At 59.4% G+C, this 26,048-nt stretch carries 28 protein-coding genes and 1 pseudogene; 17 read left to right on the forward strand and 12 right to left on the reverse strand.

Annotated features, from left to right (window positions below; all coding sequences use genetic code 11):
• Positions 1–3: 3 nt before the first annotated feature.
• The 3 genes from ACXHXG_RS06910 to ACXHXG_RS06920 are packed head-to-tail and all read right to left on the reverse strand — an operon-like array spanning position 4 to position 2,745.
• On the reverse strand, positions 4–1,251 hold the full coding sequence (locus ACXHXG_RS06910) for a vWA domain-containing protein (protein WP_457898858.1): 1,248 nt from the start codon (positions 1,249–1,251) through the stop codon (positions 4–6).
• A gap of 4 nt (positions 1,252–1,255) precedes the next feature.
• On the reverse strand, positions 1,256–2,191 hold the full coding sequence (locus ACXHXG_RS06915; RefSeq protein ID WP_283050544.1) for an AAA family ATPase: 936 nt from the start codon (positions 2,189–2,191) through the stop codon (positions 1,256–1,258).
• 35 nt (positions 2,192–2,226) lie between these two features.
• A complete protein-coding gene (locus tag ACXHXG_RS06920; RefSeq protein WP_199773472.1) occupies positions 2,227–2,745 on the reverse strand; it encodes a flavin reductase in 519 nt (172 codons plus the stop codon).
• A 144-nt stretch (positions 2,746–2,889) separates the two neighbouring features.
• Here ACXHXG_RS06920 and ACXHXG_RS06925 point away from each other — a divergent pair, with 144 nt between their 5' ends.
• From ACXHXG_RS06925 to purB, 4 genes are all read left to right on the forward strand, one after another.
• Positions 2,890–3,972 (forward strand): branched-chain amino acid ABC transporter substrate-binding protein, encoded by a 1,083-nt coding sequence (locus tag ACXHXG_RS06925; RefSeq protein ID WP_457898859.1) that lies wholly within the window; start codon positions 2,890–2,892, stop codon positions 3,970–3,972.
• A gap of 93 nt (positions 3,973–4,065) precedes the next feature.
• Positions 4,066–4,752, forward strand: coding sequence for a ribulose-phosphate 3-epimerase (gene rpe, locus ACXHXG_RS06930; RefSeq protein ID WP_457898860.1), 687 nt, complete (start codon positions 4,066–4,068; stop codon positions 4,750–4,752).
• A complete protein-coding gene (locus ACXHXG_RS06935; protein ID WP_283050549.1) occupies positions 4,739–5,260 on the forward strand; it encodes a hypothetical protein in 522 nt (173 codons plus the stop codon). Before rpe ends, ACXHXG_RS06935 begins: the two co-directional genes overlap by 14 nt.
• A gap of 101 nt (positions 5,261–5,361) precedes the next feature.
• Complete coding sequence (gene purB / locus ACXHXG_RS06940; protein WP_457898861.1) at positions 5,362–6,663, forward strand: adenylosuccinate lyase; 1,302 nt, start codon at positions 5,362–5,364, stop codon at positions 6,661–6,663.
• Between the two features lie 5 nt (positions 6,664–6,668).
• Here purB and ACXHXG_RS06945 read toward each other — a convergent pair whose 3' ends face one another.
• Together ACXHXG_RS06945 and ACXHXG_RS06950 are read right to left on the reverse strand one after the other, a co-directional pair.
• The gene (locus tag ACXHXG_RS06945) at positions 6,669–7,139 is read right to left on the reverse strand and encodes a low affinity iron permease family protein (RefSeq protein ID WP_104825106.1); all 471 of its coding nucleotides are present in this window, start codon (positions 7,137–7,139) and stop codon (positions 6,669–6,671) included.
• A gap of 184 nt (positions 7,140–7,323) precedes the next feature.
• Positions 7,324–8,130 (reverse strand): DUF2189 domain-containing protein, encoded by an 807-nt coding sequence (locus tag ACXHXG_RS06950; RefSeq protein WP_104823220.1) that lies wholly within the window; start codon positions 8,128–8,130, stop codon positions 7,324–7,326.
• Between the two features lie 176 nt (positions 8,131–8,306).
• Between ACXHXG_RS06950 and ACXHXG_RS06955 the strand changes: the two genes are divergently transcribed.
• From ACXHXG_RS06955 to ACXHXG_RS06980, 6 genes are all read left to right on the forward strand, one after another.
• Positions 8,307–8,861, forward strand: a complete 555-nt coding sequence (locus tag ACXHXG_RS06955; protein WP_457898862.1) for an RBBP9/YdeN family alpha/beta hydrolase — start codon at positions 8,307–8,309, stop codon at positions 8,859–8,861.
• Positions 8,862–9,124: 263 nt separating this feature from the next.
• Positions 9,125–9,889: a phosphoribosylaminoimidazolesuccinocarboxamide synthase gene (gene purC, locus ACXHXG_RS06960; RefSeq protein WP_015340039.1), complete on the forward strand. Its 765-nt coding sequence runs from the start codon at positions 9,125–9,127 to the stop codon at positions 9,887–9,889.
• Between the two features lie 17 nt (positions 9,890–9,906).
• Complete coding sequence (gene purS, locus ACXHXG_RS06965; protein WP_104823221.1) at positions 9,907–10,149, forward strand: phosphoribosylformylglycinamidine synthase subunit PurS; 243 nt, start codon at positions 9,907–9,909, stop codon at positions 10,147–10,149.
• A 104-nt stretch (positions 10,150–10,253) separates the two neighbouring features.
• Positions 10,254–10,925 carry a phosphoribosylformylglycinamidine synthase subunit PurQ gene (gene purQ / locus ACXHXG_RS06970; RefSeq protein ID WP_104823222.1) on the forward strand — a complete coding sequence of 224 codons (672 nt, stop codon included), beginning with the start codon at positions 10,254–10,256 and terminating at the stop codon, positions 10,923–10,925.
• Positions 10,926–11,058: 133 nt separating this feature from the next.
• Positions 11,059–11,463 carry a hypothetical protein gene (locus ACXHXG_RS06975; protein WP_104823223.1) on the forward strand — a complete coding sequence of 135 codons (405 nt, stop codon included), beginning with the start codon at positions 11,059–11,061 and terminating at the stop codon, positions 11,461–11,463.
• 66 nt (positions 11,464–11,529) lie between these two features.
• Positions 11,530–12,063: an AAA family ATPase gene (locus ACXHXG_RS06980; RefSeq protein WP_457898863.1), complete on the forward strand. Its 534-nt coding sequence runs from the start codon at positions 11,530–11,532 to the stop codon at positions 12,061–12,063.
• A 45-nt stretch (positions 12,064–12,108) separates the two neighbouring features.
• Here the strand turns inward: ACXHXG_RS06980 and ACXHXG_RS06985 are convergent, their stop codons facing one another.
• Positions 12,109–12,264, reverse strand: coding sequence for a DUF1127 domain-containing protein (locus ACXHXG_RS06985; RefSeq protein WP_457898864.1), 156 nt, complete (start codon positions 12,262–12,264; stop codon positions 12,109–12,111).
• Positions 12,265–12,452: 188 nt separating this feature from the next.
• Between ACXHXG_RS06985 and ACXHXG_RS06990 the strand changes: the two genes are divergently transcribed.
• The 4 genes from ACXHXG_RS06990 (at position 12,453) to ACXHXG_RS07005 (ending at position 17,279) form a co-directional block, all read left to right on the forward strand.
• Positions 12,453–13,871 carry an aminotransferase-like domain-containing protein gene (locus ACXHXG_RS06990; RefSeq protein ID WP_283050562.1) on the forward strand — a complete coding sequence of 473 codons (1,419 nt, stop codon included), beginning with the start codon at positions 12,453–12,455 and terminating at the stop codon, positions 13,869–13,871.
• 212 nt (positions 13,872–14,083) lie between these two features.
• Positions 14,084–14,641, forward strand: a complete 558-nt coding sequence (locus ACXHXG_RS06995) for an acyloxyacyl hydrolase (RefSeq protein WP_457899492.1) — start codon at positions 14,084–14,086, stop codon at positions 14,639–14,641.
• Positions 14,642–14,796: 155 nt separating this feature from the next.
• A complete protein-coding gene (gene purL, locus ACXHXG_RS07000) occupies positions 14,797–17,028 on the forward strand; it encodes a phosphoribosylformylglycinamidine synthase subunit PurL (protein ID WP_457898865.1) in 2,232 nt (743 codons plus the stop codon).
• Between the two features lie 17 nt (positions 17,029–17,045).
• Positions 17,046–17,279, forward strand: a complete 234-nt coding sequence (locus tag ACXHXG_RS07005) for a BolA family protein (RefSeq protein WP_004108912.1) — start codon at positions 17,046–17,048, stop codon at positions 17,277–17,279.
• On the opposite strand, the gene ACXHXG_RS07010 is transcribed toward ACXHXG_RS07005, so the two are convergent.
• Both ACXHXG_RS07010 and ACXHXG_RS07015 read right to left on the reverse strand, forming a co-directional pair.
• Positions 17,265–18,470, reverse strand: coding sequence for a hypothetical protein (locus ACXHXG_RS07010; protein WP_457898866.1), 1,206 nt, complete (start codon positions 18,468–18,470; stop codon positions 17,265–17,267). The two genes, ACXHXG_RS07005 and ACXHXG_RS07010, sit on opposite strands and share 15 nt — an antisense overlap.
• Before the next feature lie 141 nt (positions 18,471–18,611).
• A complete protein-coding gene (locus ACXHXG_RS07015) occupies positions 18,612–18,911 on the reverse strand; it encodes a hypothetical protein (protein WP_457898867.1) in 300 nt (99 codons plus the stop codon).
• A 375-nt stretch (positions 18,912–19,286) separates the two neighbouring features.
• On the opposite strand from ACXHXG_RS07015, the gene grxD reads away from it, so the two are divergent.
• The 3 genes from grxD (at position 19,287) to ACXHXG_RS07030 (ending at position 22,289) form a co-directional block, all read left to right on the forward strand.
• A complete protein-coding gene (grxD, locus tag ACXHXG_RS07020; RefSeq protein WP_104825108.1) occupies positions 19,287–19,622 on the forward strand; it encodes a Grx4 family monothiol glutaredoxin in 336 nt (111 codons plus the stop codon).
• 140 nt (positions 19,623–19,762) lie between these two features.
• Positions 19,763–20,995 (forward strand): multidrug effflux MFS transporter, encoded by a 1,233-nt coding sequence (locus ACXHXG_RS07025; RefSeq protein WP_457899493.1) that lies wholly within the window; start codon positions 19,763–19,765, stop codon positions 20,993–20,995.
• A gap of 13 nt (positions 20,996–21,008) precedes the next feature.
• Positions 21,009–22,289: a multidrug effflux MFS transporter gene (locus tag ACXHXG_RS07030; protein WP_283050585.1), complete on the forward strand. Its 1,281-nt coding sequence runs from the start codon at positions 21,009–21,011 to the stop codon at positions 22,287–22,289.
• Positions 22,290–22,312: 23 nt separating this feature from the next.
• Here ACXHXG_RS07030 and ACXHXG_RS07035 read toward each other — a convergent pair whose 3' ends face one another.
• The 4 genes and pseudogenes from ACXHXG_RS07035 to ttcA all read right to left on the reverse strand — a co-directional run bounded on the left by ACXHXG_RS07035 (position 22,313) and on the right by ttcA (position 26,004).
• Complete coding sequence (locus tag ACXHXG_RS07035) at positions 22,313–23,233, reverse strand: adenylate/guanylate cyclase domain-containing protein (protein ID WP_283050587.1); 921 nt, start codon at positions 23,231–23,233, stop codon at positions 22,313–22,315.
• Positions 23,234–23,375: 142 nt separating this feature from the next.
• Positions 23,376–24,196: pseudogene (locus tag ACXHXG_RS07040) on the reverse strand (inositol monophosphatase family protein).
• An 18-nt stretch (positions 24,197–24,214) separates the two neighbouring features.
• On the reverse strand, positions 24,215–25,042 hold the full coding sequence (locus tag ACXHXG_RS07045; protein ID WP_104823235.1) for an inositol monophosphatase family protein: 828 nt from the start codon (positions 25,040–25,042) through the stop codon (positions 24,215–24,217).
• Between the two features lie 89 nt (positions 25,043–25,131).
• Positions 25,132–26,004: a tRNA 2-thiocytidine(32) synthetase TtcA gene (gene ttcA, locus ACXHXG_RS07050; protein WP_104823236.1), complete on the reverse strand. Its 873-nt coding sequence runs from the start codon at positions 26,002–26,004 to the stop codon at positions 25,132–25,134.
• Positions 26,005–26,048 lie beyond the last annotated feature (44 nt).

The following is a 26,048-nucleotide window of genomic DNA, read 5'->3' on the forward strand; positions in this document are numbered from 1 at the left end:
GCCTCACAGCTTGGCGAGAAAACGGCGTGGATCATAGGCGCTGGCACGACCGGCGCTCAGGGCTGATACGAGATCGGCTAGAGATAATAGATTGTGAACCGGACGGAATTCGTCAACATGCGGCAGCATGGCGCGAACGCCACGGGCGCGGGGTTCGAAGCCTTCGAAGCGCAAGAGCGGATTGAGCCAGATCAGCCGCCTGCAAGAGCGGTGCAGCCTGTCCATTTCGCTTTGCAGAAGCTCCACGCCCTCCCGCTCCAGTCCATCGGTGATGAGCAGCACGATCGCGCCCTGCCCCAGCACCCGCCGTGCCCAGAGCCGATTGAACTCCTTCAGGGTCTCGCCGATACGCGTGCCGCCCGACCAGTCGCGGACGGCGGCGGCGCATTCGTCGAGCGCCTCGTCCGGGTCCTTGTGGCGCATCTGCCTGCTAACATTGGTCAGCCGCGTGCCGAACAGGAACGTATGCACGCGCCTGCGCTTCTCGGTCAGCACATGCAGGAAATGCAGGAAGATCCGAGTATACTGGCTCATCGAGCCGGAAATATCGGCAAGCACCACCAAGGGCGGCTGCATCTCCTTGGCCTTGCGGTAACGCGGTAAGATCAGCGTGCCTCCGGTGCGAAGCGCCACCCGCATCGTCGCCCGTGGATCGACCTTGGCGGACACATGAGACGGCACGAAGCGGCGGGTGCGGACGCTGTCGAGCGGCAATTCCAGCCTCGCCAGCTCTTTCCTCGCGGCGGCAATTTCCGCAACCGACATCTGGGCGAAATCCATACGGCGCAGGAGCTCGTTGCCCGATGTCGTGAAGCGGGCATCGATCTCGATATCCGGCGCCTCGCGCTGTGGCCGGCGGTCGTCGCGGTCGCCAAGCAAAGCGTCGCTCACACGGGTTTCGCCCGGTTTCGGCTTTTCCTTCTCACGATTATCGGGCGCGACCGGCGACATCATCGCGATCATCTTCTGCACGAGATCGCGCGAACGCCAGAACAGCCGGAATGCTTCGTCGAAAACCGCAAGATCCTCATGCCGTTTGACGAAGATGGAAGACAATGCCGCGTGAAACTCTTCGCGCGAACCGATGCCGATCGTCTCCACCGCTTCGATGGCATCGGCGATGGCCGCTGGCCCAATCTTCAGGCCAGCCTTGCGTAAGGCGCGAGCGAAGAAGACGATATTGTCGGCAAGACGTCCGTCACCGGGCGGTGACGACGGGACGATGGCGCCATCTCGCATTGCCGGTTCCATCGTCTCATCCCGTTGCCAGCAGTTCGGATTTGACCTCGTCCAGCACCCGGTTGCCTTCGCCGCCCTGGATGCGGGCAATATCGTCCTGGTATTTCAGAAGGGTGCCGAGCGTATCGGAAATCGTTTCGGGATCGAGCGCCAGCCGGTCGAGCTCGGTCAGCGCCGTCGCCCAGTCGATGGTTTCGGCGACGCCAGGATTCTTGAAGAGGTCGAGCGTGCGCAGCTTCTGCACATAGGCGACGATCTGGCGCGACAGCGCCTCATTGCAGCCCGGCACCTTGCGGCGGATGATGTCAAGCTCCTGCGCCGCTTCCGGGTAATCGACCCAATGATAGAGGCAGCGCCGCTTCAGAGCATCATGCACCTCCCGGGTGCGGTTGGTGGTGATGATGACGATGGGCGGTTCGGCGGCGCGAATGGTGCCGAGCTCGGGGACGGTCACCTGGAAATCGGAAAGCACTTCGAGCAGAAAAGCTTCGAACGCCTCATCGGTGCGGTCCAGTTCATCGATCAGGAATACCGGCGCACGCCCTCCCGTGCCCGATAGCGCCTGCAGCACGGGCCGCCGAATGAGATAACGCTCGGAAAAGATATCGGCCTCGATACGGTCGCGATCGGTAAGACCCGACGCTTCCGCAAGGCGGATTTCCAGCATCTGCGCCGGATAGTTCCACTCATAGACGGCGGAGGAAACGTCGAGCCCTTCATAACATTGCAGGCGGATCAGCGGCCGATCGAGCGCCTTCGACAGCACTTTGGCGATCTCGGTCTTGCCGACGCCGGCCTCGCCCTCGAGAAAGAGCGGCCGTTTCATTTTAAGCGCCAGAAACAGCACCGTGCCGAGCGCACGCCCCGCGAGATAGTCGTGAGTACCGAGCATATCGATCGTTTCGTCGATCGAACTCGGCAGCGAAGGTGCGTGATGATGATGATCAGGCATAGTCTCTCGATCCAAGCGATTATGCGCTAGGGAGGTTATAACGTGTGATAGTCCCTGTTCATATAGAGCAGCGCCGGCTTTGTTTCATCGAAATGCACCGCCACCACTTCGCCGAAGATGATGTTATGCGTCGAAGCCCGTTTGATTTCGGTGACGCGGCAATCGAAGGCTGCCAGCGCGTCGGTAAGAACCGGCGCACCGGTCACGAGCGTATCGAACTTGCCCGTTGCGAAACGCTCTTCATTGGTCAAATTCGTCTTGCCGGAGAAGGCATCGGCGAGCGCCTGATGATGGGCGCCGAGAGCGTTCAGGGCAAAGATGCCGCTTTTGAAGAAGATTTCGTTCTTCGCATTGTTGTTGTTAAGGCAGATCAGGATTGTGGCGGGATTGTCCGAGACCGAGCAGGCAGCCGTGATCGTTACCCCGCGCCGTTCATTGCCAAGTGCGGTGGTCACTAGCTGCACATGCCCCGCATAACGGCTCATGGCGTCGCGATAGTCAGCCGGATCCATACGCTGCTTGTCTAGCACGATTGCTTCCCTCGTTTTCGTCATTTCTCGTTTTCATTCAATATGGCGGGCACACGTTAGCTTTTCTACAATAGGATTATTGAAATCAGAGAGATTTCGCTGCTTTTTCTTTGACGACGACCTTCAGGCGGATAAAAGGGCAGGAGAATTGTCTGGGATACCATGTCGATGAACGCTCTGCCTCGCACCCCGCTCCTGATTGCGCTGCTTCTGGCAGCGGGCAGCAGCTATGCCGCCGGCGTCAATATCGGCATCGTCGCGCCGCAGAACGGAAACTTTGCACCCCTCGGCGCCCAGATCACCACGGGCGCCAATTTTGAGGTGCAGGCGCTACAGGATTCGGCCACCGTCGTCGACGAGCCCTGCACGGAGGATGGCGGCAGGGCAGTGGCCGAGTCGTTGATCACGGCCAAGGCGCAAGTCGCGATCGGCTTTCTCTGCAGCGAGACGCTGGAAGGGGCACTGCCGCGGCTGAAGGAGGCCGGTATCCCCGTCATCACCGTTTCCGTGCGTTCCCATATCGTGATGGAGGATGCGTTCAAGAACGGCTGGCCGTTTTTCCGTCTCGCTCCAGTCGACAGCACCGAAGCTGCCATGGCGGTCGACACCATCCTGAAGAGCTGGGTAGCCGAGCCGATGGCGCTTATCGAAGACGGCACGATCCACGGCCGTGAACTGGTGGAAGCGGTGCGCAATGCGCTTGAAGAGAAGGGCCTGAAGCCGGTCTTCACCGACACCTATCGCCCCGGCCAGGAACAGCAGATCGCCCTTGTCCGCCGGCTGAAGAAGGCCGGCGCCACCCGTGTCTTCGTCGGCGGCGACCGCAGCGATGGGGCGGTCATTGCCCGCGATGCTCACAGCGAGAATATCCCGTTGACGTTGATGGGTGGTGATGCAATGCGCGCCGCCAACCAGCCGGTGCCTCTGGCAGACGGCGTGGAGGCCATCGCCCTCCCCGATTACGCCAGCCTGCCCGTTGCCCAAACGACCGCGCAGGCGATGCGTGCCAAGGGTATCGAACCGGATGGTTATATTCTGCCGGCGGCGGCCGCCGTGCTGATTGCCAACCAGGCCGCGGAAAGTGCCAAAGCGGAAAACAAATCGATTGCCGACAAGCTGATCGGCACGGCCTTTCAGACGCCGATCGGCCAAATCACCTTCGGTCAGAACCACGAATTGATGGAAAATCCCTACCGGCTGTTGGAATGGCGCGGCAACGCCTTTGTGCCACCGACACCGCCGTCGAACTGATATGGTCCGTGCAAGGCTGGCGGATTAGGTTGTTTGCCTGCCGAACCGGTGATAAGCCAAGCGCGATAAAATCAGACGGAGTTCAGCCATCTCATGACCTTGCCGATCCGCATTGCGCCCTCCATCCTCGCGGCCGATTTCGCCAAGCTCGGACAGGAAGTCAAAGATGTAACCGAAGCCGGGGCGGACTGGATCCATCTCGACGTCATGGATGGACATTTCGTGCCGAATATCTCGTTCGGCCCCGATGTCATCAAGTCGCTGCGTTCCTATACCAACGCCACCTTCGACTGCCATCTGATGATCTCGCCCGCCGATCCTTATCTCGAAGCCTTCGCCAAGGCCGGCTGCGACCGCATTACGGTTCACGCCGAAGCCGGCGCGCATCTGCATCGCTCGCTGCAGACCATCCGTCATCTCGGCAAGAAAGTCGGCGTCACCCTCAATCCGGCAACGCCCCTGTCCGTTCTGGAAAACGTGCTGGATGATATCGACCTGATCCTGATTATGTCGGTTAATCCCGGTTTCGGCGGCCAAAAGTTCATTCCCGCCATGGCGAACAAGATCCGGAATGCCCGGTTGCTGATCGGGGACCGTCCGATCGAACTCGAGGTCGACGGTGGTGTCACCGTTGACACGGCTCCGATCGTCACCGCCGCCGGCGCCAATGTCCTTGTAGCCGGCTCGGCGATCTTCAAGGGTAAATCCGTCGAGGCCTATCGGCAGACGGTTTCCGACCTGCGCTCTGCGGCAGAACGAGGCCGCGTTGGATCAAATTAATCCGGCCAGCGCTGTCGCGACCACCGGGCGGCTGAGGGCCGCCTTTCCGTCCTATCAACAGCTCCTGTTCGGGGCGCCCTGCTGGGGCGTAGCGATGGCGAGTTCGGCGCTATCGGTGCTCTACCTGCGCAACGGTCTTCTGACGAGCCATTTGCCCGCGCTGATGGCAGTCTATTTCTTCGGCGGTGCGCTTGCCTGGCCGTTCACGCTGCCGCTGGCGCGGCTGCTCGCGCATCGCCGGCCGCTTGAAACGCGTTTTGCCGCTTTCTTTCTGGCGCTGTCGCTGGGCACCGTCGCCATGACCGCCTTTCTTTTCGCACTGGATTATCGCTGGTTTTATGCCCGATGGCATGCGCCTTTCGGCACGCTCGTCTGGGCATTTCAATTTGCCTTCACCAGCGCCAGCGCCCTCTATCAGTTCGCCATCCTCGGCCTTGGCCTGTTCCTGCCGTTCGGCTTCATCTTCCTGGTGATGGCGAGCCTTTATCTCGCCAGACATATGCGTTGAGTTGAAGGAAAGAATAAGCCAAGAAATGTTGAGATTGCCTCCCGTCTTTGTTATGGGGGCGCCGAGGATTTGTTTCCCCTTACCTAAGAAAGCTTGAGCCCATGATCCCGCGCTACTCTCGACCGGAAATGGTCGCCATCTGGTCGCCCGAAACCAAATTCCGCATCTGGTTCGAGATCGAAGCCCATGCTTGCGACGCGCTGGCCGCGCTCGGTGTCATTCCGAAATCGGCGGCCGAAACCATCTGGGAAAAAGGCGGCAAGGCGACTTTCGACGTTGCCCGCATCGACGAGATCGAAGCCGTCACCAAGCACGACGTCATCGCCTTCCTCACCCATCTTGCCGAAATCGTCGGTCCCGATGCCCGCTTCGTGCATCAGGGCATGACCTCCTCCGACGTGCTCGACACCTGCTTCAATATCCAGCTCGTTCGCGCCAGCGACCTTCTGCTGGCCGATATCGACAAGCTGCTGGAAGCCCTGAAGCGCCGCGCCTTCGAGCACAAGGATACCGTCACTATCGGCCGCTCGCATGGCATCCATGCCGAACCGACCACCTTCGGCGTCAAGCTGGCGCTGGCCTATGCCGAATTCGAGCGCTGCAAGCAGCGCCTGATCGCGGCTCGTGAGGAAGTTGCCACCTGTGCGATCTCCGGCGCCGTCGGCACCTTCGCCAATATCGACCCGCGCGTCGAGGAACACGTCGCCGCCGCTCTCGGCCTGAAGCCAGAGCCGGTCTCCACGCAGGTTATCCCGCGCGACCGTCACGCCATGTTCTTCGCCACGCTCGGCGTCGTCGCCTCCTCGATCGAACGTCTCGCCACCGAAATCCGTCATCTGCAGCGTACCGAAGTGCTGGAGGCCGAGGAATATTTCTCCCCCGGCCAAAAGGGCTCGTCGGCCATGCCGCACAAGCGTAACCCGGTACTGACGGAAAACCTGACCGGCCTTGCCCGCATGGTCCGCTCCTATGCCATGCCGGCGATGGAGAATGTGGCGCTCTGGCATGAGCGCGATATTTCCCACTCTTCCGTCGAGCGCATGATCGGCCCGGACGCGACGGTGACGCTCGATTTTGCGTTGTCGCGACTGACCAGCGTCATCGACAAGCTTTTGGTCTATCCGGACAATATGATGAAGAATATGAATAAGTTCCGCGGACTTGTTCATTCGCAGCGCGTGTTGCTGGCACTGACCCAAGCAGGCGTTTCCCGCGAAGATTCCTATCGCCTCGTCCAGCGCAACGCCATGAAGGTTTGGGAACAGGGCAAGGACTTCCTTGAAGAATTGCTTGCCGACCAGGAAGTCCGCGCCGCTCTGTCGGAGGAAGATATCCGCGAAAAGTTTGACTTGGGCTATCACACCAAGCATGTCGACACGATTTTCAAGCGTGTATTTGGCTGATCAATCTATTGGTCGAGATTTGACGAGGCGGCGCCGACAATGCGCCGCCCTTTCTGTTTTATGGGAGGCTTCCCAGCAGTCTCGTCCCCTTCTCCGCTGCCGCTAGGCCTGTCTCCATCGCGCTTGGCTGCCTTCGCCACTAGGCGATCGAGATGTTTCAAATCTTCTTCGTCAAGGTTCTCTATGCCGATGAAACGGTTTTCGGCGGCGCTGGTCAGGATAAGTTCGTTGAGCTTGGCTTGAATGGCGCGCGTGTCGCGCGTCTGGGCGTTCTGCAAGAGGAAGACCATCAGAAAGGTGATGATGGTCGTGCTGGTGTTGATGACCAGTTGCCAGTTTTCGGAGAAATCGAAGACCGGTCCGGTGATGCCCCAGACAATCACTGACAGCAGAGCCAGTATGAAGACGACCGGTTTTCCAGCCCATTCCGAAACGATGGTGGCAAAACGGGAGAAAATATGCCTGAGCCTTGCCATATGATCCACATCTTCCGCCGAGGGCCGCATGTCCGGAACGGACATGCAAAGATTTGAGCCTAGTTCGCAACGCCTCTCCCGAATGAGCTAGGATTCGGAAGAGGTGGGCGAGTTGATGCGGATCAACGTTGCAATGTCACGACCGGTTCCATTCGATGCGACGGGAACCATGACACGGCTGAATTCAGCTCAATGCGGCCGGTGCCACGAGTTTGCGATAGAGATGCCAGGTGGCATGTCCGAGAATGGGCATGACCACTGCAAGCCCCGCAAAGATCGGGATCGTACCGACAACAAGAAGCCCCGCCACGATCAATCCCCAGATTGCCACCGGCACCGGATTGATGAGTGTCGCGCGAATGCTTGCGTCGATCGCAGCCACGGCACCGACATCTCGGTCGAGCAGCAGCGGGAAGGTAACGACGGTGGTTGCCAGTACGACGAGCGCAAAGACGAAGCCGGTGAGGTTGCCCCAGAACATCATGCTCATGCCCTGCGGCGTCGTCAGCACGTTCGAGATGAAGGATGACAGAGTTGCCGGGACGCTATCGCCGAAATAGGCGGTATAGATGGTCTGCGCCACGACAAGCCAGACGATGAATAAGCCAAACAGCATAAGGCCGACCACAATGATGGAGGGCAACGCCGGAGAGAATCGGACGTCAAAAGCATGCCGCCAGGACGTGTCCAGCCCTTGCTCCCGCCGCCGGCTGATCTCATAGAGCCCGATCGCTGCCAGTGGTCCGAGCAGCGCGAAGCCGGACATCAGCGGAAACAGCAATGGCAGTAGATTCGCACCGGAACTCCAGATCGCTAGTGCTATGCCCGCGATCGGATACATGAGACACAGGAATACGTAGTGGGATGGTTTTTCGCTGAAGTCGTCCAGCCCCAGTTTCAGGGCGTCGATGAGATCGGCAATGCCGATCTTGCGGATGGCCGGACGCGTAAAGGTGTGATTTGCGCCAGCCATGACATGAAATGCCGTCATAGTATTCCTCCTCCTCATCAGCCAAAATGCGTTTAGCTGGCGGCACGAAAATGTCGGGCAATAAGAGGCGCCGACATCATCATTCGCTACCGGCAGGCGGGATCCTAGCAAATTTTGCCGTAATTGTCGCCTTTTCCCTTGACACCTCGGCCTTCCTTTTCCACATCGGCGCCATCATGAAAGCCTCCGACGCAGATATTCTCATCATCCCCGGATATACGAATTCCGGCCCGGACCACTGGCAGACGCGCTGGGAGCAAAAGCTCTCTACGGCGCGGCGGGTGGAGCAGGCCGAATGGTCGAAGCCCGTGCGCGAGGATTGGGTTGCCCGCATCGCCGAAGAAGTGAACGCCTCGACCCGGCCCGTGGTGCTGGTGGCGCATTCGCTTGGCGTGCCCTCGGTGATCCACGCGATCCCGCATTTCCGCAACAAGGTGGCCGGCGCCTTCTTCGTCGCGCCGCCCGACGTCGCCAATCCGAAGATCCGGCCGAAGCATCTGATGACGTTCGGGCCTTATCCGCGCGATCCCCTGCCTTTTCCGTCGATCACCATCGCCAGCCGCAACGATCCCTTCGGCAGCTACGAGCATGCCGACGAAATGGCGGGGAGCTGGGGATCACTATTGATCGACGCCGGCGAGGCCGGCCATATCAACGCCGATTCCGGCCATGGTCCCTGGCCTGAAGGCACGATGGTCTTTGCCAAGTTTCTCGGCAACCTCAAGCCGTGATTGCGGCCGAGCCGTGATAGAATGGCGCAAACTGGCTCACTAGCCTGTGAAGTAAAGGGCGGCTTTCATTCCATCGTCAAATAAAAGCCTGTAGAACATGAAAGGACAGGATCGCGATTCTCGCATTGGTATAGAACCAAAGCCGGAATTCCGAGGAAGGAGGCGCTGGCGGATTGTGAATTCGCTTCTTATCCGTTATGGGGACGCCCACAGATCGATCCACTTGCGCTATCTCAAAGCGCTAACGACAGAGAACAATACCGATGAACCGTCGCCGCCGTATTTACGAAGGCAAGGCCAAGATCCTTTACGAAGGGCCTGAGCCGGGCACGCTGATCCAGTTTTTCAAGGATGACGCCACCGCCTTCAACAAAAAGAAACACGAAGTTATCGATGGCAAGGGCGTTCTGAACAATCGTATTTGCGAATATATTTTCAGCCACCTGAATAAGATCGGCATTCCCACGCACTTTATCCGCCGTCTCAACATGCGCGAGCAGTTGATCAAGGAAGTGGAGATGATTCCGCTCGAGATCGTCGTGCGCAACGTCGCCGCCGGCTCGCTCGCCAAACGCCTCGGTATCGAAGAAGGCGTCGTGCTGCCGCGCTCGATCATCGAATTCTACTACAAGTCCGACGCGCTCGAAGATCCTATGGTCTCCGAAGAGCACATCACGGCGTTCGGCTGGGCCAATCCGGCTGAGCTTGATGACATCATGGCGCTCGCCATCCGCGTCAATGACTTCATGACCGGCCTCTTCCTTGGCGTCGGCATCCAGCTCGTCGATTTCAAGATCGAATGCGGTCGCCTGTTCGAAGGCGACATGATGCGGATCATCCTCGCGGATGAAATTTCGCCGGATAGCTGCCGTCTCTGGGATATCGAAACCCACGAGAAGATGGATAAGGACCGCTTCCGCCGCGACATGGGCGGTCTGTTGGAAGCCTATTCCGAAGTCGCCCGCCGGCTCGGCATCATCAATGAAAACGAACCCGTGCGCGGCACGGGCCCGGTTCTCGTCAAGTAAGCGCAGGAAGGACAATCGTGATCAAGGCTCGTGTAACCGTCACGCTGAAAAACGGCGTTCTCGATCCGCAGGGCAAGGCAATCGAGGGCGCGCTCGGCGCACTCGGCTTCGACGGCGTCCATCAGGTCCGCCAGGGCAAGGTTTTCGATCTGGAGCTTGATGGCTCCGACAAGGCCAAAGCCGAAGCCGAGCTGAAAACCATGTGCGAAAAACTCCTCGCCAACACGGTGATCGAGAATTTCAGCATTTCGATCGACTGATTGCCGTTTTCCAAGAGCCATTCTTCCTTTGTCAAAGACAATGAAGTATGGCTCTTCGATCCCATTCCTAGCCAGTATCTTTCGCTTATGTCGGGAGCAGAATCATGAAATCAGCAGTCGTTCAACTTCCCGGCCTCAATCGCGACCGTGACATGATCGCGGCGCTGACCAAGATTTCCGGCAATGCGCCTATCACGGTCTGGCAGACGGAAACCGAGATCCCGGATGTCGATCTGATCGTTATTCCCGGTGGCTTTTCCTATGGCGATTATCTGCGCTGCGGCGCGATCGCAGCCCGCATGCCGGTCATGCAGGCGATCAAGGAAAAGGCCGACAAGGGCGTCAAGGTTCTCGGCGTCTGCAATGGCTTCCAGATCCTGCTGGAAGCCGGCATGTTGCCCGGCGCGCTGATGCGCAATGCCTCGCTGAAATTCGTCTGCCGCGAGATCAAGCTCGAGGTCGCCAATGCCGAAACGGATTTCAGCCGCGCCTACGCCAAAGGTCAGGTGATCCGCTGCCCGGTCGCCCACCATGACGGCAATTATTTTGCCGACGCGGAAACGCTGGCGGCGATCGAAGGCAATGGTCAGGTGGTGTTCCGCTATGCTGAAGGCACCAATCCAAACGGCTCCATCAACGATATCGCCGGTGTTATCAACAGCAAGGGCAACGTGCTTGGCATGATGCCGCATCCGGAGAACCTGATCGAAGCGGCCCACGGCGGCGCCGACGGTCGCGGTCTCTTCGCCTCCGCCCTCGACGTGATCGCCGCCTGAGGCGATGCGTCCGCACCAACATTAGGATTGCCAAACCAGCCGGCGTTTTGCCTCGAACAGAACGTCGGAAAGGTTCCGATTCACATCATCATCGGCTAAGAGCTGCCCAACCGATTTATTGGAAGAGAGATTGATGCGCCCTCGCCTCGTTACCGGATTGTATTCTGCCGCCACTCTCGCAGCACTTGGCCTGCTCTTCACGTCCTGCACGACGCGCGCTCCGACTGTCACCACTGAGCAGCATAGCGCTCTGTCGACGATGGAGCGCGTCATGCTCAATGCCAATGCCTGCTGGTTCAAATCGGCCGATCCGGCCTTTGCTGGCTACCAGCTCGCTCCCGAACTCAATTCCTACACCGGCCGCCCGCGCATTCTCGTGGTTGACAAGAAGCACCCGACCGGCCGGCCGTCTCTCGTCGTTCAGGCGGAAGGCAATCCGGCGCAGTTGCAGGCCTTCGGCCCGATGATGTCAGGCGCCTCCGGCGGCCGCATCACCGGGGATGTCAACCGCTGGGCCGCGGGCACGAAGGGCTGCTGAGGCAGCGGTCTCCGAACTGGTACTGTCGGATAACGCTGCCAGTCTGCAATTTCGGGGATCCCCGTCTTGGATCGATTTGTGGTCATTTCCGGGTGTTCGGGCGGTGGCAAGTCGACGCTGCTTGAAGAGCTTAGGCGACGTGGCCATCAGGTCGTGGAGGAGCCGGGACGTCGTATCGTCATCGAAGAGCTGGATCGTGGCGGTTCGGCTTTGCCTTGGGTGGATGCGCCCGCATTTGCCCGCCGGGCTATGGAGATGTCGATCGCCGATCGTTCCGCGGCCGCCGCAGCTCCCGGCCTGGTATTTTTCGACAGAGGCTTGATCGATGCCGCAGCCGCTCTCCAGCATCTGACCGGCGAGGCTACTTTGGCCGCACTGAAGCAGTCACATCGCTACAATAGAAATGTATTCCTGACGCCGCCATGGCCGGAAATATATGTCGCCGACCGCGAGCGAAGGCATGATCTTGCCGCAGCCATCGCGGAATACGACAGGCTGAGCGCAGTCTATCCTTCGCTCGGTTACCAAGTTCACATCCTACCAAAGACGTGTGTCGAGAAGCGTGCGGACCTCGTGCTTTCCGTGTTGAAAAGCGCCTAACCATTGCTCCGCTAGATCTCGTCGCAACAGCCTGTCACCGCCTGTTCAGTCCCAGAAAAACGATTTGCTCACCTCTTCCATCGCCTCCCCACGGGTCAGGCCGATGTCGCGCAGCTCATCATCCGTCAGATACCGCAAAGTCCAGCGGCTTTCCCGCTTCTGCAGCCAAACCGCAAAAGCGTCGACAAGACGATGCGCCAAGCGCGATACTCGCGCGGAGATGCTCGGCGACCTTTCGTCAGCTAGGGGACTCTTGCTGAAGTGAATTGTATCTATTGTATCCATTTCTTGCTCGCTTGATCGTGACAATCGGAATGTATCGAGCCAAACGACACGAATTGACTCATAATATTGACTCCATCCGTGAAGCAATCTAAGAAATTGTCATTATGACAAATTGGCTGCCTGATATATCCAGCGGAACCGGCCCCGTTTACATTCGCGTTGCCGACAGCATCGAGAACGCGATTACGCATGGCGTGCTGCCGCCGGGCACGAAGCTGCCGCCGCAACGCAATCTCGCCTACGATATCGGCGTGACGATCGGCACAGTCAGTCGTGCCTATGCGCTGGTGCATGAGCGCGGCCTCGTGGCCGGTGAGGTCGGGCGCGGCACCTATGTGCTCGAGCGTGCCAACGGCAAGCAGATCGAACCCGTGGACCCGATAACGCAGGCGCTTGCCGGCACCCGCGGTCTCGAGGTCCCCGGCGACAAGATCCGCTTCGACACGACGGCAGCACCCGACATCGGCCAGGGCGAGATCATCGGCCAGCTCTTTGCCGATATCAGCCGTGAGCATCGGGCGGAGATATCCTCCTATTCACGAAACTTCCCGGCCAACTGGTTTCGCGCCGGCCAGGTCTGGCTTGCCCGCAACGGCTGGCAGCCGGCGATCGAAACGATCGTGCCCACCCTCGGCGCTCACGCCGCCGCTATCGCCGTCATCTCCGCCGTCACCTCACCGGGCGACAAGATCGTCTTCGAGAACCTGACCTATACGCAGGTCAGCCGCGCCACCCGTCTTCTCGGCCGCCGCTCCATACTGGTGGACTCCGATGAGCATGGCATTATCCCCGACGATTTCGAACGGCTCTGCCAGCAGCAGCATCCGCGTCTCGCCTTCTTGATGACGACGGCGCACAATCCGACGCTGGTGACCATGCCGGAGGCGCGTCGCCGGGCAATCGCCGCCATAGCGCGCCGGCATAGCGTCTGGCTGATCGAAGACGATCTCTATGGGGGGATGACCGAAGATCAGAATCCGCTGATGGCAGCTATTGCGCCCGAGCGCACCTTCCTCGTCAGCGGCCTGTCGAAATCGGTGACCGCGGGCGTGCGCGGCGGCTGGGTCGCCTGCCCGCAGCATTTCGCCCAACGCATCAAGGTCACTCACAAGATGACGACCGGCGGCTTGCCCTTCATCCTGGCGGAAACCTGTGCCCGGCTGGTGCTTGGCGGCCATGCGCTGGCGCTGCGCCGACGGGCCGTGGAGGAAATCCGCATCCGTGAGCAATTGGCGCGGGAAGCCCTATCTGGCTTCGAATTCACCTCGCATCCGCACGTGCCGTTCCTGTGGCTGAAACTGCCGGAACCCTGGCTTTCGGGTACATTCAAGAATGCCGCCCTCGCCGAGGGCGTTCTTGTCGATGACGAGGACGAGTTCAAGGCCGCCCGCACGGACAGGGCCTATCACCGCGTTCGCGTCGCTTTTTCTTCACCGCAGCGGCGTGACGACGTCGCAAGCGGCTTCATGACGTTACGTCACCTTCTGGAAAACGGATCGGCAGGTTACGACAGCCACATATGAGGCTGACGGCCATTTATGACGACACTGTTGCACTTTCGCTTCAGTTTTTGCCAAATGCACTGTCATGTAATTACCCCTACTTTACCTCGACCTTAAGGATGCTACCACTTGGTTAACGACTGCGAATCGCTTGCCATCTGGGGGTTGGGTGCATGGCTTTTGACGCTATTTCTGGTGGCCGGTTTTGGACGAGTGCGATCGCCGCTTTGGTAATGACTGGTTCGGTTATCATCGCTGAATCCGCTGCCGCCGCCGACATTGCGGACACAAAAGCAGCCCCGGAGATCAAAATATTCGATGAACTTCGCTTCGGCGCCAGCGGCTCCATCCAGACTGGCCATGACCATGAGGCCGGCGTCTTTCCGGAAGTCGAAGTACTGTTCAATCCCTTCGGCTATAATCCGACGGACAATTGGAAAGATCAGCTTTTACGCCCCCGCATCCATTTGGGCACCTCGATCGGCACCACGGACACAGCGGCGACGCAGGTCTTTACCGGCCTGTCCTGGACGCTCACTCACAGCAATGGCATCTTCACCGAAGCCGGTTTCGGCGGCACCGTCCATACCGGGAATCTCGACGATTGGACCAAAGATGGCCCAATGCTCGGCTGTCGCCTGCTTTTCCACGAATATGCCGGGGTCGGCTATAATTTCGACAGTCATTGGAGCCTGATGGCGCAAGTAGCGCATTCCTCGCATGCCAATCTCTGCGATGGACCGAATGCCGGCATGACGCGCGCCGGGCTGCTGGTCGGCTACAAGTTCTGATCGCCAGGCAGCAATTGAAAATAGCGATGCCCGCTCTTCACCCATTGTGAATGGCGGGCATTTTCCTGTCGCACGACGGGTTCACATGCGCTAAAGAGACCTCGATCCCCTGACCGGCCTTCAAACCCTTTACAGGCAAGGACCATCGAGCGCCCATGACCCTTTCGAATTCGATCCAGATCACCCCGGAACTTATTGCCGCCCACGGCCTGAAGCCGGACGAATATCAGCGCATTCTGGATCTGATCGGCCGCGAGCCCACCTTTACCGAACTCGGCATTTTCTCGGCGATGTGGAACGAGCACTGCTCGTACAAATCTTCGAAGAAATGGCTTCGCACCTTGCCGACCAAGGGGCCGCGCGTCATCCAGGGCCCGGGCGAAAATGCTGGCGTGGTCGATATCGATGACGGCGATTGCGTCGTCTTCAAGATGGAAAGCCATAACCACCCGTCTTATATCGAACCTTACCAGGGTGCGGCGACTGGCGTCGGCGGCATCCTGCGCGACGTCTTCACCATGGGCGCGCGCCCGATCGCTGCCATGAATGCGCTGCGCTTCGGCGAGCCGGATCATCCGAAAACCCGCCATCTGGTTTCCGGCGTCGTTGCCGGTGTCGGCGGCTATGGCAACTCCTTCGGCGTACCGACCGTTGGCGGCGAAGTCGAGTTCGACGCGCGTTACAACGGCAATATCCTGGTCAATGCCTTTGCCGCCGGTCTCGCCAAGTCCAATGCTATCTTCCTGTCGGAAGCCAAGGGCGTCGGCCTGCCGGTCGTCTATCTCGGTGCCAAGACGGGCCGCGACGGCGTCGGCGGCGCGACAATGGCGTCGGCCGAATTCGATGAATCGATCGAGGAAAAGCGCCCGACCGTTCAGGTCGGCGACCCCTTTACCGAAAAGTGCCTGCTGGAAGCCTGCCTGGAATTGATGCAGACCGGCGCTGTCATCGCCATCCAGGACATGGGTGCGGCCGGCCTCACCTGCTCCGCTGTCGAAATGGGCGCCAAGGGCGACCTCGGGATTGAGCTCGATCTCGATAAGGTGCCGGTGCGCGAAGAGCAGATGTCGGCCTATGAGATGATGCTGTCGGAAAGCCAGGAGCGCATGCTCATGGTACTGCAGCCGGAAAAGGAAGCCGTCGCCAAGGCGATCTTCGTCAAATGGGGACTGGATTTCGCCATCGTCGGCAAGACCACGGACGACCTGCGTTTCCGTATCATCCACCAGGGTCAGGAAGTCGCCAACCTGCCGATCAAGGATCTCGGTGACCAGGCGCCGGAATATGACCGGCCGTGGCGTGAGTCCGACAAGCGCGCCGATCTGCCCGCCAATCTCGTCGCTGCCCCAGAGGATTATGGTCAGGCGCTTTTGACGCTCGTCGGCTCCGCCAACCAATCCAGCCGCCGCTGGGTGTACGAACAATACGACACGCTGATCCAGGGCAATTCCCTGCAGATTCCGGGCGGTGACGCCGGTGTCGTCCGCGTCGAAGGCCATCCCACCAAGGCGCTCGCCTTCTCCTCGGATGTCACTCCGCGCTATGTCGAAGCCGACCCGTTCGAAGGCGGCAAGCAGGCCGTCGCCGAATGCTGGCGCAACATCACCGCAACGGGCGCCGAGCCGCTGGCCGCGACAGATAACCTGAATTTCGGCAATCCGGAAAAGCCCGAGATCATGGGCCAGTTCGTCGGCGCCATCAAAGGCATCGGCGAAGCCTGCCGCGCACTCGACTTCCCGATCGTCTCGGGCAATGTCTCGCTTTACAACGAGACCAACGGCGTCGCAATTCTGCCGACGCCGACGATTGCCGGTGTCGGGCTTCTGCCGGACTGGAAGGCGATGGCGCGTATCGGCTCGGCCTCGGAAGGCGATCGGATCATCATGTTCGGCGTCGACGGCAGCCATCTCGGCTCTTCCGTCTATCTGCGCGATATCCTTGGCTCAACGGACGGCCCGGCCCCGGAGGTCGACCTCTTTGCCGAGCGCCGTAACGGCGATTTCGTCCGTTCAGCCATCCGCAATGGTCAGGTCACCGCCTGCCACGACATTTCCTCGGGCGGCCTTGCGCTGGCACTGGCCGAAATGGCGATGGCGTCGAACAAGGGTCTGCGCATCGATCTTGCTGAATGCAAGGGCTTGCCGCACGCCGTACTCTTCGGCGAAGATCAGGCGCGGTACGTCGTCGCCGTGCCGGCCGATGTCGCCGATTTCGTCTGCATCAATGCGGAAAGCGCCGGCGTGCCGTTCCGTCGCCTCGGCGAGGTCGGCGGCGATGCGCTTGCCGTCGACGGACTGCTGTCCGTTTCCGTTCGGCAGTTGCGTGAGGCGCATGAATCGTGGTTTCCTGCCTTCATGGATGGCAGTGCACTCGTCGCTGCCGAATAAAGTGAGGTAAATCACTAATGCCAATGAATCCCGGCGATATTGAAGACATGATCAAGGCCGGCATTCCCGGCGCCAAGGTGACGATTCGCGACCTGGCCGGGGATGGCGACCACTATGCGGCCGAAGTCGTGGCCGAAGCCTTCCGTGGCAAAAGCCGCGTACAGCAACACCAGATGGTCTATGACGCGTTGAAAGGGAATATGGGCGGCGTGCTGCACGCCCTGGCGTTACAGACCTCAGCGCCCGACTGAGGAAAGCCGGGCGTTTTCGCCATCATTGCCGGCGCCGAAAGTCAGATCCGGCATGTTGGCGTGGGTGAATGTTGCAAAGCTGGAAGCCGGCAGTGGGCTGGCCGTCAAAAGCGTGAAATCAAAGGAAGCTCGGACATCCGGTCCGAGCACATATTGCCTGTGCACGCGCAGGAAATCGCGCTTGATCTTGGCGTAATGCTGCGACGTCAGCATCTTCTTGAAGCGGACGAATATGATCGCGGGCTGCAGACCGTCCGCATGTCCGCAGACGGCGGCAACCTTTGTTTTATAGAAATGAATAGCATCGGTCAGGCAATGGACGTCGAGCCAGAATATCTCCTGGCAGCGGGCCAATAGGCCAACGCGCGAGCGCAGCACGGCGGCGGGCCGCATCAATGCGCATTGCAGGATGGCGCTGCCGAGCGTCGTGAACACGACGCGCTTACCTTGGAATAGCTGAGGCTCCCGTTCGAGCAGCAGCCCGATCACATGCGCGGCGACGCTCGAGCCCATGCTGTGGGACGAGATGACATATTCGTCGGCCGGCTCGTCAAGCGCCTGGCGGGCACTGATGGCGCAAGCTTCGATCCACTGCTCGGCGCCGATACCGTTCAATCCCGCCATGGCGACGGCCATTTCCCAGTCGGCAAAGAGATGCAGCGTATGCAGCCGCTCAGCCTGCGGCAGGAAGACATAGATGAAGAAGGCCACCGCCAAGGGAATGCTGCCGATATGGCTCCAAGAGGGAAGCCCGAATGCAAAAGGCGAGAGAGCGATGGACAGGCTGATGAGCAGCCCGACCAGCATCAACAGGAACGGAAAGATGAAGAACAGGCCAAACCGCCAGGCATGCCGAAAGTAGCCTATTAGACCGCCTGATAGCGCGACCTTGGCAGCGGCGAGATAACCCTGCCTCAACCGCACGGAAAAAGGCCTGCCGTTCAGCTTGGCGACCAGATCGTTATGATCGAGGATGTGGATGCGGCTCTGGGTTTCCCAGCCCGCTCCCTCGGCACTGACGTCGAAATACGGCGCCCTACCGAAATTTCGAAGCGTATCGACGGCAACCGAAAAATCCCACGCGGCGGCACTTTGTTTGGCGGACCGCTGATAACGCGCCCTGTGCGCAGCGGCATCCAATGGTTCGAAGCCGGGGAAGTGAAGGACCACCCTCTTTTTTATGCTATTCATTATGTTCTTAATTCCCGGCGGGTTGGCGGCGTCACGAAGACATAGGATGCTGCTGACACCATGACCTGTCGGCTTTTTCATGGCAGCTTATCGTGAAAGCCTACGAGAAACTCCCACGATATGGTTAAGGAATCTCTGACATCAGCAATCGCTGCGGGCATACGGCGAAAGTTCGGCACAGGAATCGCTCGACGGAGCGATCATGATCTTCTGAACGGTCGCAGATTGTACTTCCGGCGCTGGCGTGGTGGATGCGCGATAGCCGAAAGCGATGCTGAGAACCAAAACGATGATGCTGACCGTGATGGTGCTGTTCAATATCGATGCTCTAGGAGTGCGAACATGCTCGTAATATTCCCGTTCGCCCTCACTCGTCTCACTGGCGCCATAAAACTCGCGCTCTTCGCCGACCTGGCCGCCGGAATAGTGATGATGGCTCATGGTGCCCACTCCCTCAAAAATGCAATGTAAAAAAAGGGACTGGTACCCGCACACCGCCTTCGCCGGCATGCCTCGAAACTTCCCGCCACCGGCAAAAATAGGCCGGCAACACGATACTAAGCGTCCCTTGTTTATCCCCTATGTGTGTTGTTCAGCTTCCACGTTGAAGGAGTGATTTCAAAACGCACTGTTCAAGAAAAGTTGCTAATTCCAATGTCGCGCCATCATTCGGAACCATTGTTGCGCGAAAGCCCATTCATGCGATGAAAAACATATCGAGTGCATGATTGCGGCTGGAAATCGAAGCTTCACCTTGCTATTTAAGGAAGAGATTTGAAGCTGCGGACCTTGAACCCGCATGTGAAAGGACGAGACATGAGCGGCATCAACGAATTTATCGACAATGAAGTGAAGAACAACGACGTCGTTCTCTTCATGAAGGGTACTCCGCAGTTCCCGCAGTGTGGTTTCTCGGGCCAGGTCGTCCAGATCCTCGACTATATCGGCGTCGACTATAAGGGCATCAATGTTCTGGCCGATTCGGAAATTCGCCAGGGCATCAAGGACTATTCCAATTGGCCCACCATTCCCCAGCTCTACGTAAAGGGCGAGTTTATCGGCGGTTGTGACATCGTGCGCGAAATGTTCCAGGCGGGCGAGTTGCAGCAGCACTTCCAGGAACATGGTATCGCCGTCCGCGGCGCCGCCTGACCGGTCACCGGGCCCTATCGTCCGGTTTCCATAGTCCAATTCAGTTGATAAGGCGCTGCCACCGGGCGGCGCCTTGATATGTTTATGGGAAAAAAACCGTGACGACTACATCCCAGGCTACGGCCCATGGGCAATTACCCATGGGCAAACGCGAGTTCATTGTGCTCGCGGCCTTCCTGATGGCGGTCAATTCGCTGGCCATCGACATCATGATCCCCGCCCTTCAACAGATCGGCTCCAGTCTCGGCGTGGAAAACGAAAACCACCGGCAATATGTCGTGACCGCTTATCTGATCGGTTTCGGCTCGGCGCAGCTTTTTTACGGCCCGCTGTCTGACCGATTCGGCCGCCGCGTGCCGCTGCTGATCGGCCTTGCCGTCTATATCGTTTCCGCCTTCGGCATTGCGCTGATCCCGTCCTTTGCCGGCTTGCTTGCCCTGCGCTTCATCCAGGGCCTGGGCTCTGCGGCAACCCGCGTCATCACCATCTCGATCGTCCGCGACGTTTTCGGTGGTCGTCAGATGGCAGAGGTCATGTCGCTGATTATGATGGTCTTCATGATCGTTCCCGTCATCGCACCGGGAAGCGGGCAGATCATCATGCTCATGAGCACCTGGCACATGATCTTCGTCTTCATCGGCACGATGGCGACGCTTGTCGGCATCTGGATGTACTTCCGGCTGCCGGAAACGCTCAAGCCGGAAAATGTTCGCCCCCTCACCGTAAAATCCGTCGTTTCCGGCTTCGGTATGGTTCTGACGAACCGTGTCGCTCTTTGCTACACGATTGCCAACACCTTCCTGTTCGGAGCGCTGTTCGGTTTCATCAATTCGGCACAGCAGGTCTATAACGACATATACGGGCTCGGCGCCTACACACCCCTTGCCTTTGGCGGCGTGGCGCTGTTCATGGCGCTGTCATCCTTCATAAATTCGCAGCTCGTCGGACGCTTCGGCATGCGACGGCTGTCGCATGCGGCCCTGCTCGGCTTCGCCACCATCACGTTCCTGTGGCTGATGGTGCAGCTCAACGGACCGGCACCGATGCCCTTCCCGCTGTTCATGATCCTCTTCGCACTGGCAATGTTCCAGTTCGGATGGATCGGTTCGAACTTCAATTCGCTCGCCATGGAACCATTGGGCCATGTCGCCGGCACGGCTTCCTCGGTGCTCGGCTTCATGAGCACGGTCGGCGGCGCCTCGATCGGCGCGGCGATTGGTCAGCTCTACAACGGAACGGCGACCCCGATGATCGTCGGCTATTTCACGGTCTCGCTGATCGGCATCGGCTTCGTGCTCGTCGCCGAAAAGGGCCGCCTCTTCCGCCCGCAGAATGCACCGCCGCCTTCCGATTCATCTCTCGCCCTGCATTGATAGGCACATTGACATGAACCCGATCCAAACCAAGCCTGCGGAGCAATCCGGCTCCGCCCGCATCGGCCTCGGCATCGTCGAATTCATCATCATCATCGCGCTCATGACGGCGAGCATTTCGATGGGTATAGACAGCATGTTGCCGGCCCTGCCGAATATCGGCCAGTCGCTTGCAGTCGCCAATCCCAATGACACGCAATTGGTCATCGGCGTCTATTTCCTCGGCTTCGGTATCTGCCAGCTATTTTTCGGCAGCCTGTCCGACGCCTATGGCCGGCGGAATATTCTCCTCGGCGGCCTTATCTTCTACACGGTAACGCTATTCGCGGCGGCCTGGAGCGGCAGTCTCACAGCGCTGCTTGTGTTGCGCTTCATCCAGGGCGTCGGTGCCGCCGCTGTTCGTATCACCACCTTGGCGATCGTGCGCGATTGCTTCGGCGGCCGCGAAATGGCGCGGGTCATGTCCTATGTGACCATCGTTTTCATGATCATGCCGATGGTAGCACCCTCCGTCGGCCAGTTGATCGTCGCCCATTCGAACTGGCAGTGGATCTTCATCGCCTTGGGCATCGCAAGTGCCGTTCTCTTTCTTCTCGCGTTTTTTCGCATGCGGGAGACATTGCCTGACCACGAACGTCTGCCGCTCTCGGTCACTTCGGTCATATCCGGCTTTAAGACTGTGCTGACCGACCGCATCACCTGCGGCTACATGATTGGCCTGACGCTCTTTACCGGCGTCATCTGCGCCTATGTGGTGTCGGTTCAGCAGGTATTCGGCGAGGTCTACGGGCTCGGCGAGTGGTTCCCGATCGCGTTCGCCGCCACGGCGGCGGGTACTGCGGTCGCACAATTCGCTAACGGCTATTTCGTTCGCAGCTTCGGCATGCGGCGCATTTCGCATGCGGCGATGATCATCTTCACGCTCCTCGGCGCCTTCGGCTATGTCGTCGGCATGACCGGTCAGCCGAGCTTTCAGTTCACCTATGCGCTGATCTCGGTGATGCTGATGATGTTTGCGGTCATCACCACCAATTTCATGGCCATAAGCCTGGAGCCGATGGGGCATCTGGCGGGCACAGCCGCCGCCATTACCAGCTCCGTTTCCACCACCGGCGGCGTCGTGCTCGGCGGCATCGTCGGCCAGATGTTCGATGGAACCGTTCAGCCGCTGATTGCCGGTTTCACCGTTTTCGGTGCCTTGACGATTGTTGCAACGCTATGGGCAGAAAAGGGCAGGCTCTTTACCCATCCAGGCGACAGCCCGCAGCTCGAACCTGGCATGGGTCACGTCTGAGTGACCGTCTCTCAACGCGGCGATCAAATGTCGCCGCGTTGGCGCTTGACCCAGTGGATACCGGCAAGAACTGCCAGGCCCAAGAGCGGCCATATCACCCAGGGCGTGCCGTGCCATGACAGAAGGTTGATCCCCACGAGGCCGGCGCCGACCACTGCGAAAATGGCAAGGCGGCGATCGAATTGTGTGTTCGTTCGCGCCCAGCGAAGCCCCGCCGCCATGGCTATACCAAGCACGGGCCACGCCGCCCAAAACTCACCATGCCATGTCAGAATGTTGAGCACGACCAAACCTGCAGCGATTACCGCAAGCACGCCGTAGCTCCGCTCGCCTCGTAACCTGGTTCCAACAATGGTCGTGGCCGCACTCGGCACTTGTTCGCGCACGCTGCGAGGGTTTGTCGATGCCGTGGCGGTTTGCGGTTCACCGATCCGCACCGCATAACTCGGCACGCCGCCATCGACATTCTTGACCTCGAGTTGGCCAAGAAAATCGAACCCAACAGCCACCTTGTTGCGGACCTGGTCGTAGACCGTATTCGAAATGACGATGCCGCCGGCCACCGCACATGCCTGAAGGCGGGCAGCGATGTTGACGCCGTCGCCGTAGATATCGTTGCCCTCGGCGATGACGTCCCCGAGATTGAGGCCTATGCGGAAAAGCATCTGCGTATCGGGGTCGCTGCTGGCATTATAGCCGGCAAGTTCGTTTTGGACGTCGATTGCCGCGCGCAAGGCCTCGACAACGCTGGGGAATTCGGCAAACACCCCGTCACCCCAGGTATTGATCACCCGGCCGCCATGCGCTTCGATCAGTCGCGCCATGGCGTCGCGATATCGCTTCAGCGTTGCGAGTGTGCCTTCCTCGTCGTTCCGCATCAAGCGCGTATAGTCTTGAACGTCGGCGGAAAAGATGGTCGTCAGCTTGCGGCTCGTTTCGGTCATCTCGCTTGTCCCAGCCGGAAATCCCGCCGAAGGGCGGTTGCATAACGTGGGTGAAGATAATGTTCCGCTCGCGACTTTCCAAGGGGAATCACAGGTAGAAGCCGCGCCGCGGCATCCGCCTGACGCTGCGACAACCGCTATCTCAAATGGTGAAAACCTCTTGCCTCAAGAGTTCCCATGATGCTCTGTCCGGTGTCACCAATACGCCGCCCTCGACATGATGCGGCAGATAGGGCGAGCCGTCGAGGCGCCTGGCGTAAGCGCCCGCCTCCTCCGAGATCAGTACGCCAGCCAGATGATCCCAAGGCATCAGCTTGTTGTACATGAGATAATGAACGTGCCCGCCGGCAAAGGTGCGGTATTCATGGGCAGCGCAGCGGTAGTTGGTGAGAAAGCGCACTTTGGCGAGATTGCCCATGATCTCGGCTCGTTTGACCTTCGGGAGGTAGCCGGTGGAGGCCATGCCGACCATCTCTTCCAACGCAACCGGCGTTGCCACCGAGAGGCGCTGCGCCTCGCCGTCCGGCCGCCGGAGCCAGGCTCCGCCGCCCTTTTCCGCCAGCACCCAATCGTCTCCCATCGGATCGAAGATGATGCCGGCGACCGTCTCCCCCTTGGAGATCACCGAAGCCATGACGCCGAATGCCGGAACGCCAGCGGCGAAATTGAATGTGCCGTCGACGGGATCGACGATGATGGCCAACTCCGCCCCATATATCTTGTCGAGCAGCGCTGGATCGGCCGCAACCGATTCCTCGCCGATGAAAAGCGCGTCGGGCCAAAGCTGTTTGACCTCCGCCTTGATCATCCGCTCGGCCTGTTCATCTGCTTCACGAGATCAGTCGCCTCGCTCTTGGCGCGAACATCTTCGCTGCCGAGCCGGCGGAAGCGCGGCAGGATTTCCGTCTGCGCCGCACGGCGCAAAAGGTCGGCAAGGGTCGTAACGTCAACGGACGATGTCATAATGCGGGTCCTTTCCTGTCAGCCACCAATGATCTCGCGGCGTATGATCCGCCAGCTTTCCTCATCCGGCGCCGAGATAATGCCGCCAGTCGTTTCACCGGGACGATAGGGCGTACCGTCGAATTTTGCCGTAAAGCCACCGGCCTCCTGATGTACCAGCACTCCGGCAAGATGATCCCAGGGCATCAGCTTCGGGTGACCATTGAAGTGAATCTTGCCCGAGGCGACCAGCCAATATTCGTAAGCCGAGCAGTTCAGTGAACGGGGCATACGCACCTTCGCCATATTGGCGCTGACGCGCGAGCGGTCCGGCTCGTCCATATAGCTCCAGGATATCGAGCCCACCATCTCACTCAACGGTACTGCCGGCGCAACCGTGAGCCTGCTCACCTGCCCTCCCCGTCGCCGCTCGTAAGTGCCGGCGCCGCGCATGGCGGTCACCGTGTCGCCCAGCACGGGATCATGGATGATCCCGGCAATGGTCTCGCCCTTGGCAACAACGGCGAGGATCGTTCCGAAGGCTGGCAATCCGGATGCGAAATTGAGGGTGCCGTCCACGGGATCGATGACAAAGGCCAAATCCGCATCCGCCAGCGCCGGGACAACGGACCTGTCGGCCTCATAGGCCTCCTCGCCCACCACGAGCGCGCCGGGAAAGCGCGCTTTCAGCGCAGCCGTGATATGCCTCTCCGCCAACAGATCGGCCTCCGTCACTGGATCGACGGCCGAGGTCTTTTCAGAAATGTCGCCGACGCCAAGATTACGGAAGCGCGGCAGGATCTCACGCGCCGCAGCCTCGGCTACAGTCGCCATAAGAAATTCGAAGTCTGTATCGGAGAAGGTCATCGGTGGCCTTTGTCTGAAGAGAAGCCTCCTCTTATGCCCGATTCGATGAAGCCAATATGGCAAAACCGATTAAATCCGACGACCGCAGCTCAGGTGCTTTTCGTCATCAACGCGGCAAAATCGAAAAGCTTGGGGTCGAGCAGGTGCGACGGGTTCACATGCGCCAGTGCCCGCAGCATCGTATCCTTGCGACCTGGCATGCGGCGTTCGATATCGGCCAGCATGTCCTTCATCGCATTGCGTTGGAGACCGTCCTGCGAGCCGCAGAGATCGCAAGGGATGATCGGGAACTGCATGGCGGCGGCAAATTTGGCGAGATCGTCTTCGGCAGCATAAGCGAGCGGACGCAGCACCATCAGGTCGCCCTCGTCGTTCAAGAGCTTCGCCGGCATCGAGGCCAGCCGACCGCCGTGGAAGAAATTCATGAAGAAGGTTTCGAGGATGTCCTCACGATGATGACCGAGCACCAGGGCATCACAGCCCTCTTCACGGGCGATGCGATAGAGATTGCCGCGGCGCAGGCGTGAACAGAGTGAGCAATAGGTGGCGCCCTCCGGCACCTTTTCCTTCACGATCGAATAGGTATCGCGATATTCGATCCGGTGTTGAACACCGATTTTTGTCAGATACTCCGGCAGGACATGCTTCGGAAAATTCGGCTGGCCCTGGTCGAGATTGCAGGCGATCAGCTCCACCGGCAGCAGGCCGCGCCATTTCAGATCGAGCAGGATCGACAGCAACCCATAGGAATCCTTGCCGCCGGATAGGCCGACCAACCAGCGCCGCTGGCCCTTCAGCATCTGGAAATCTTCGAGCGCCTGACGCACCTGGCGCAGCAGGCGCTTGCGCAGCTTGTTAAAGGAGACCGACCGCGGCGCATTGGCAAACAGTGGATGGACGGCAACATCGCCATCCTCAGCTTCGATATCGAGCTCGTCTGCCACTGTCGTTGCGATATTCATCTTGTCATACCTCGGCCATCGCCACGCTGATACCAGAAAGCGCG

The organism is Rhizobium sp. LEGMi-198b, from assembly GCF_054114205.1.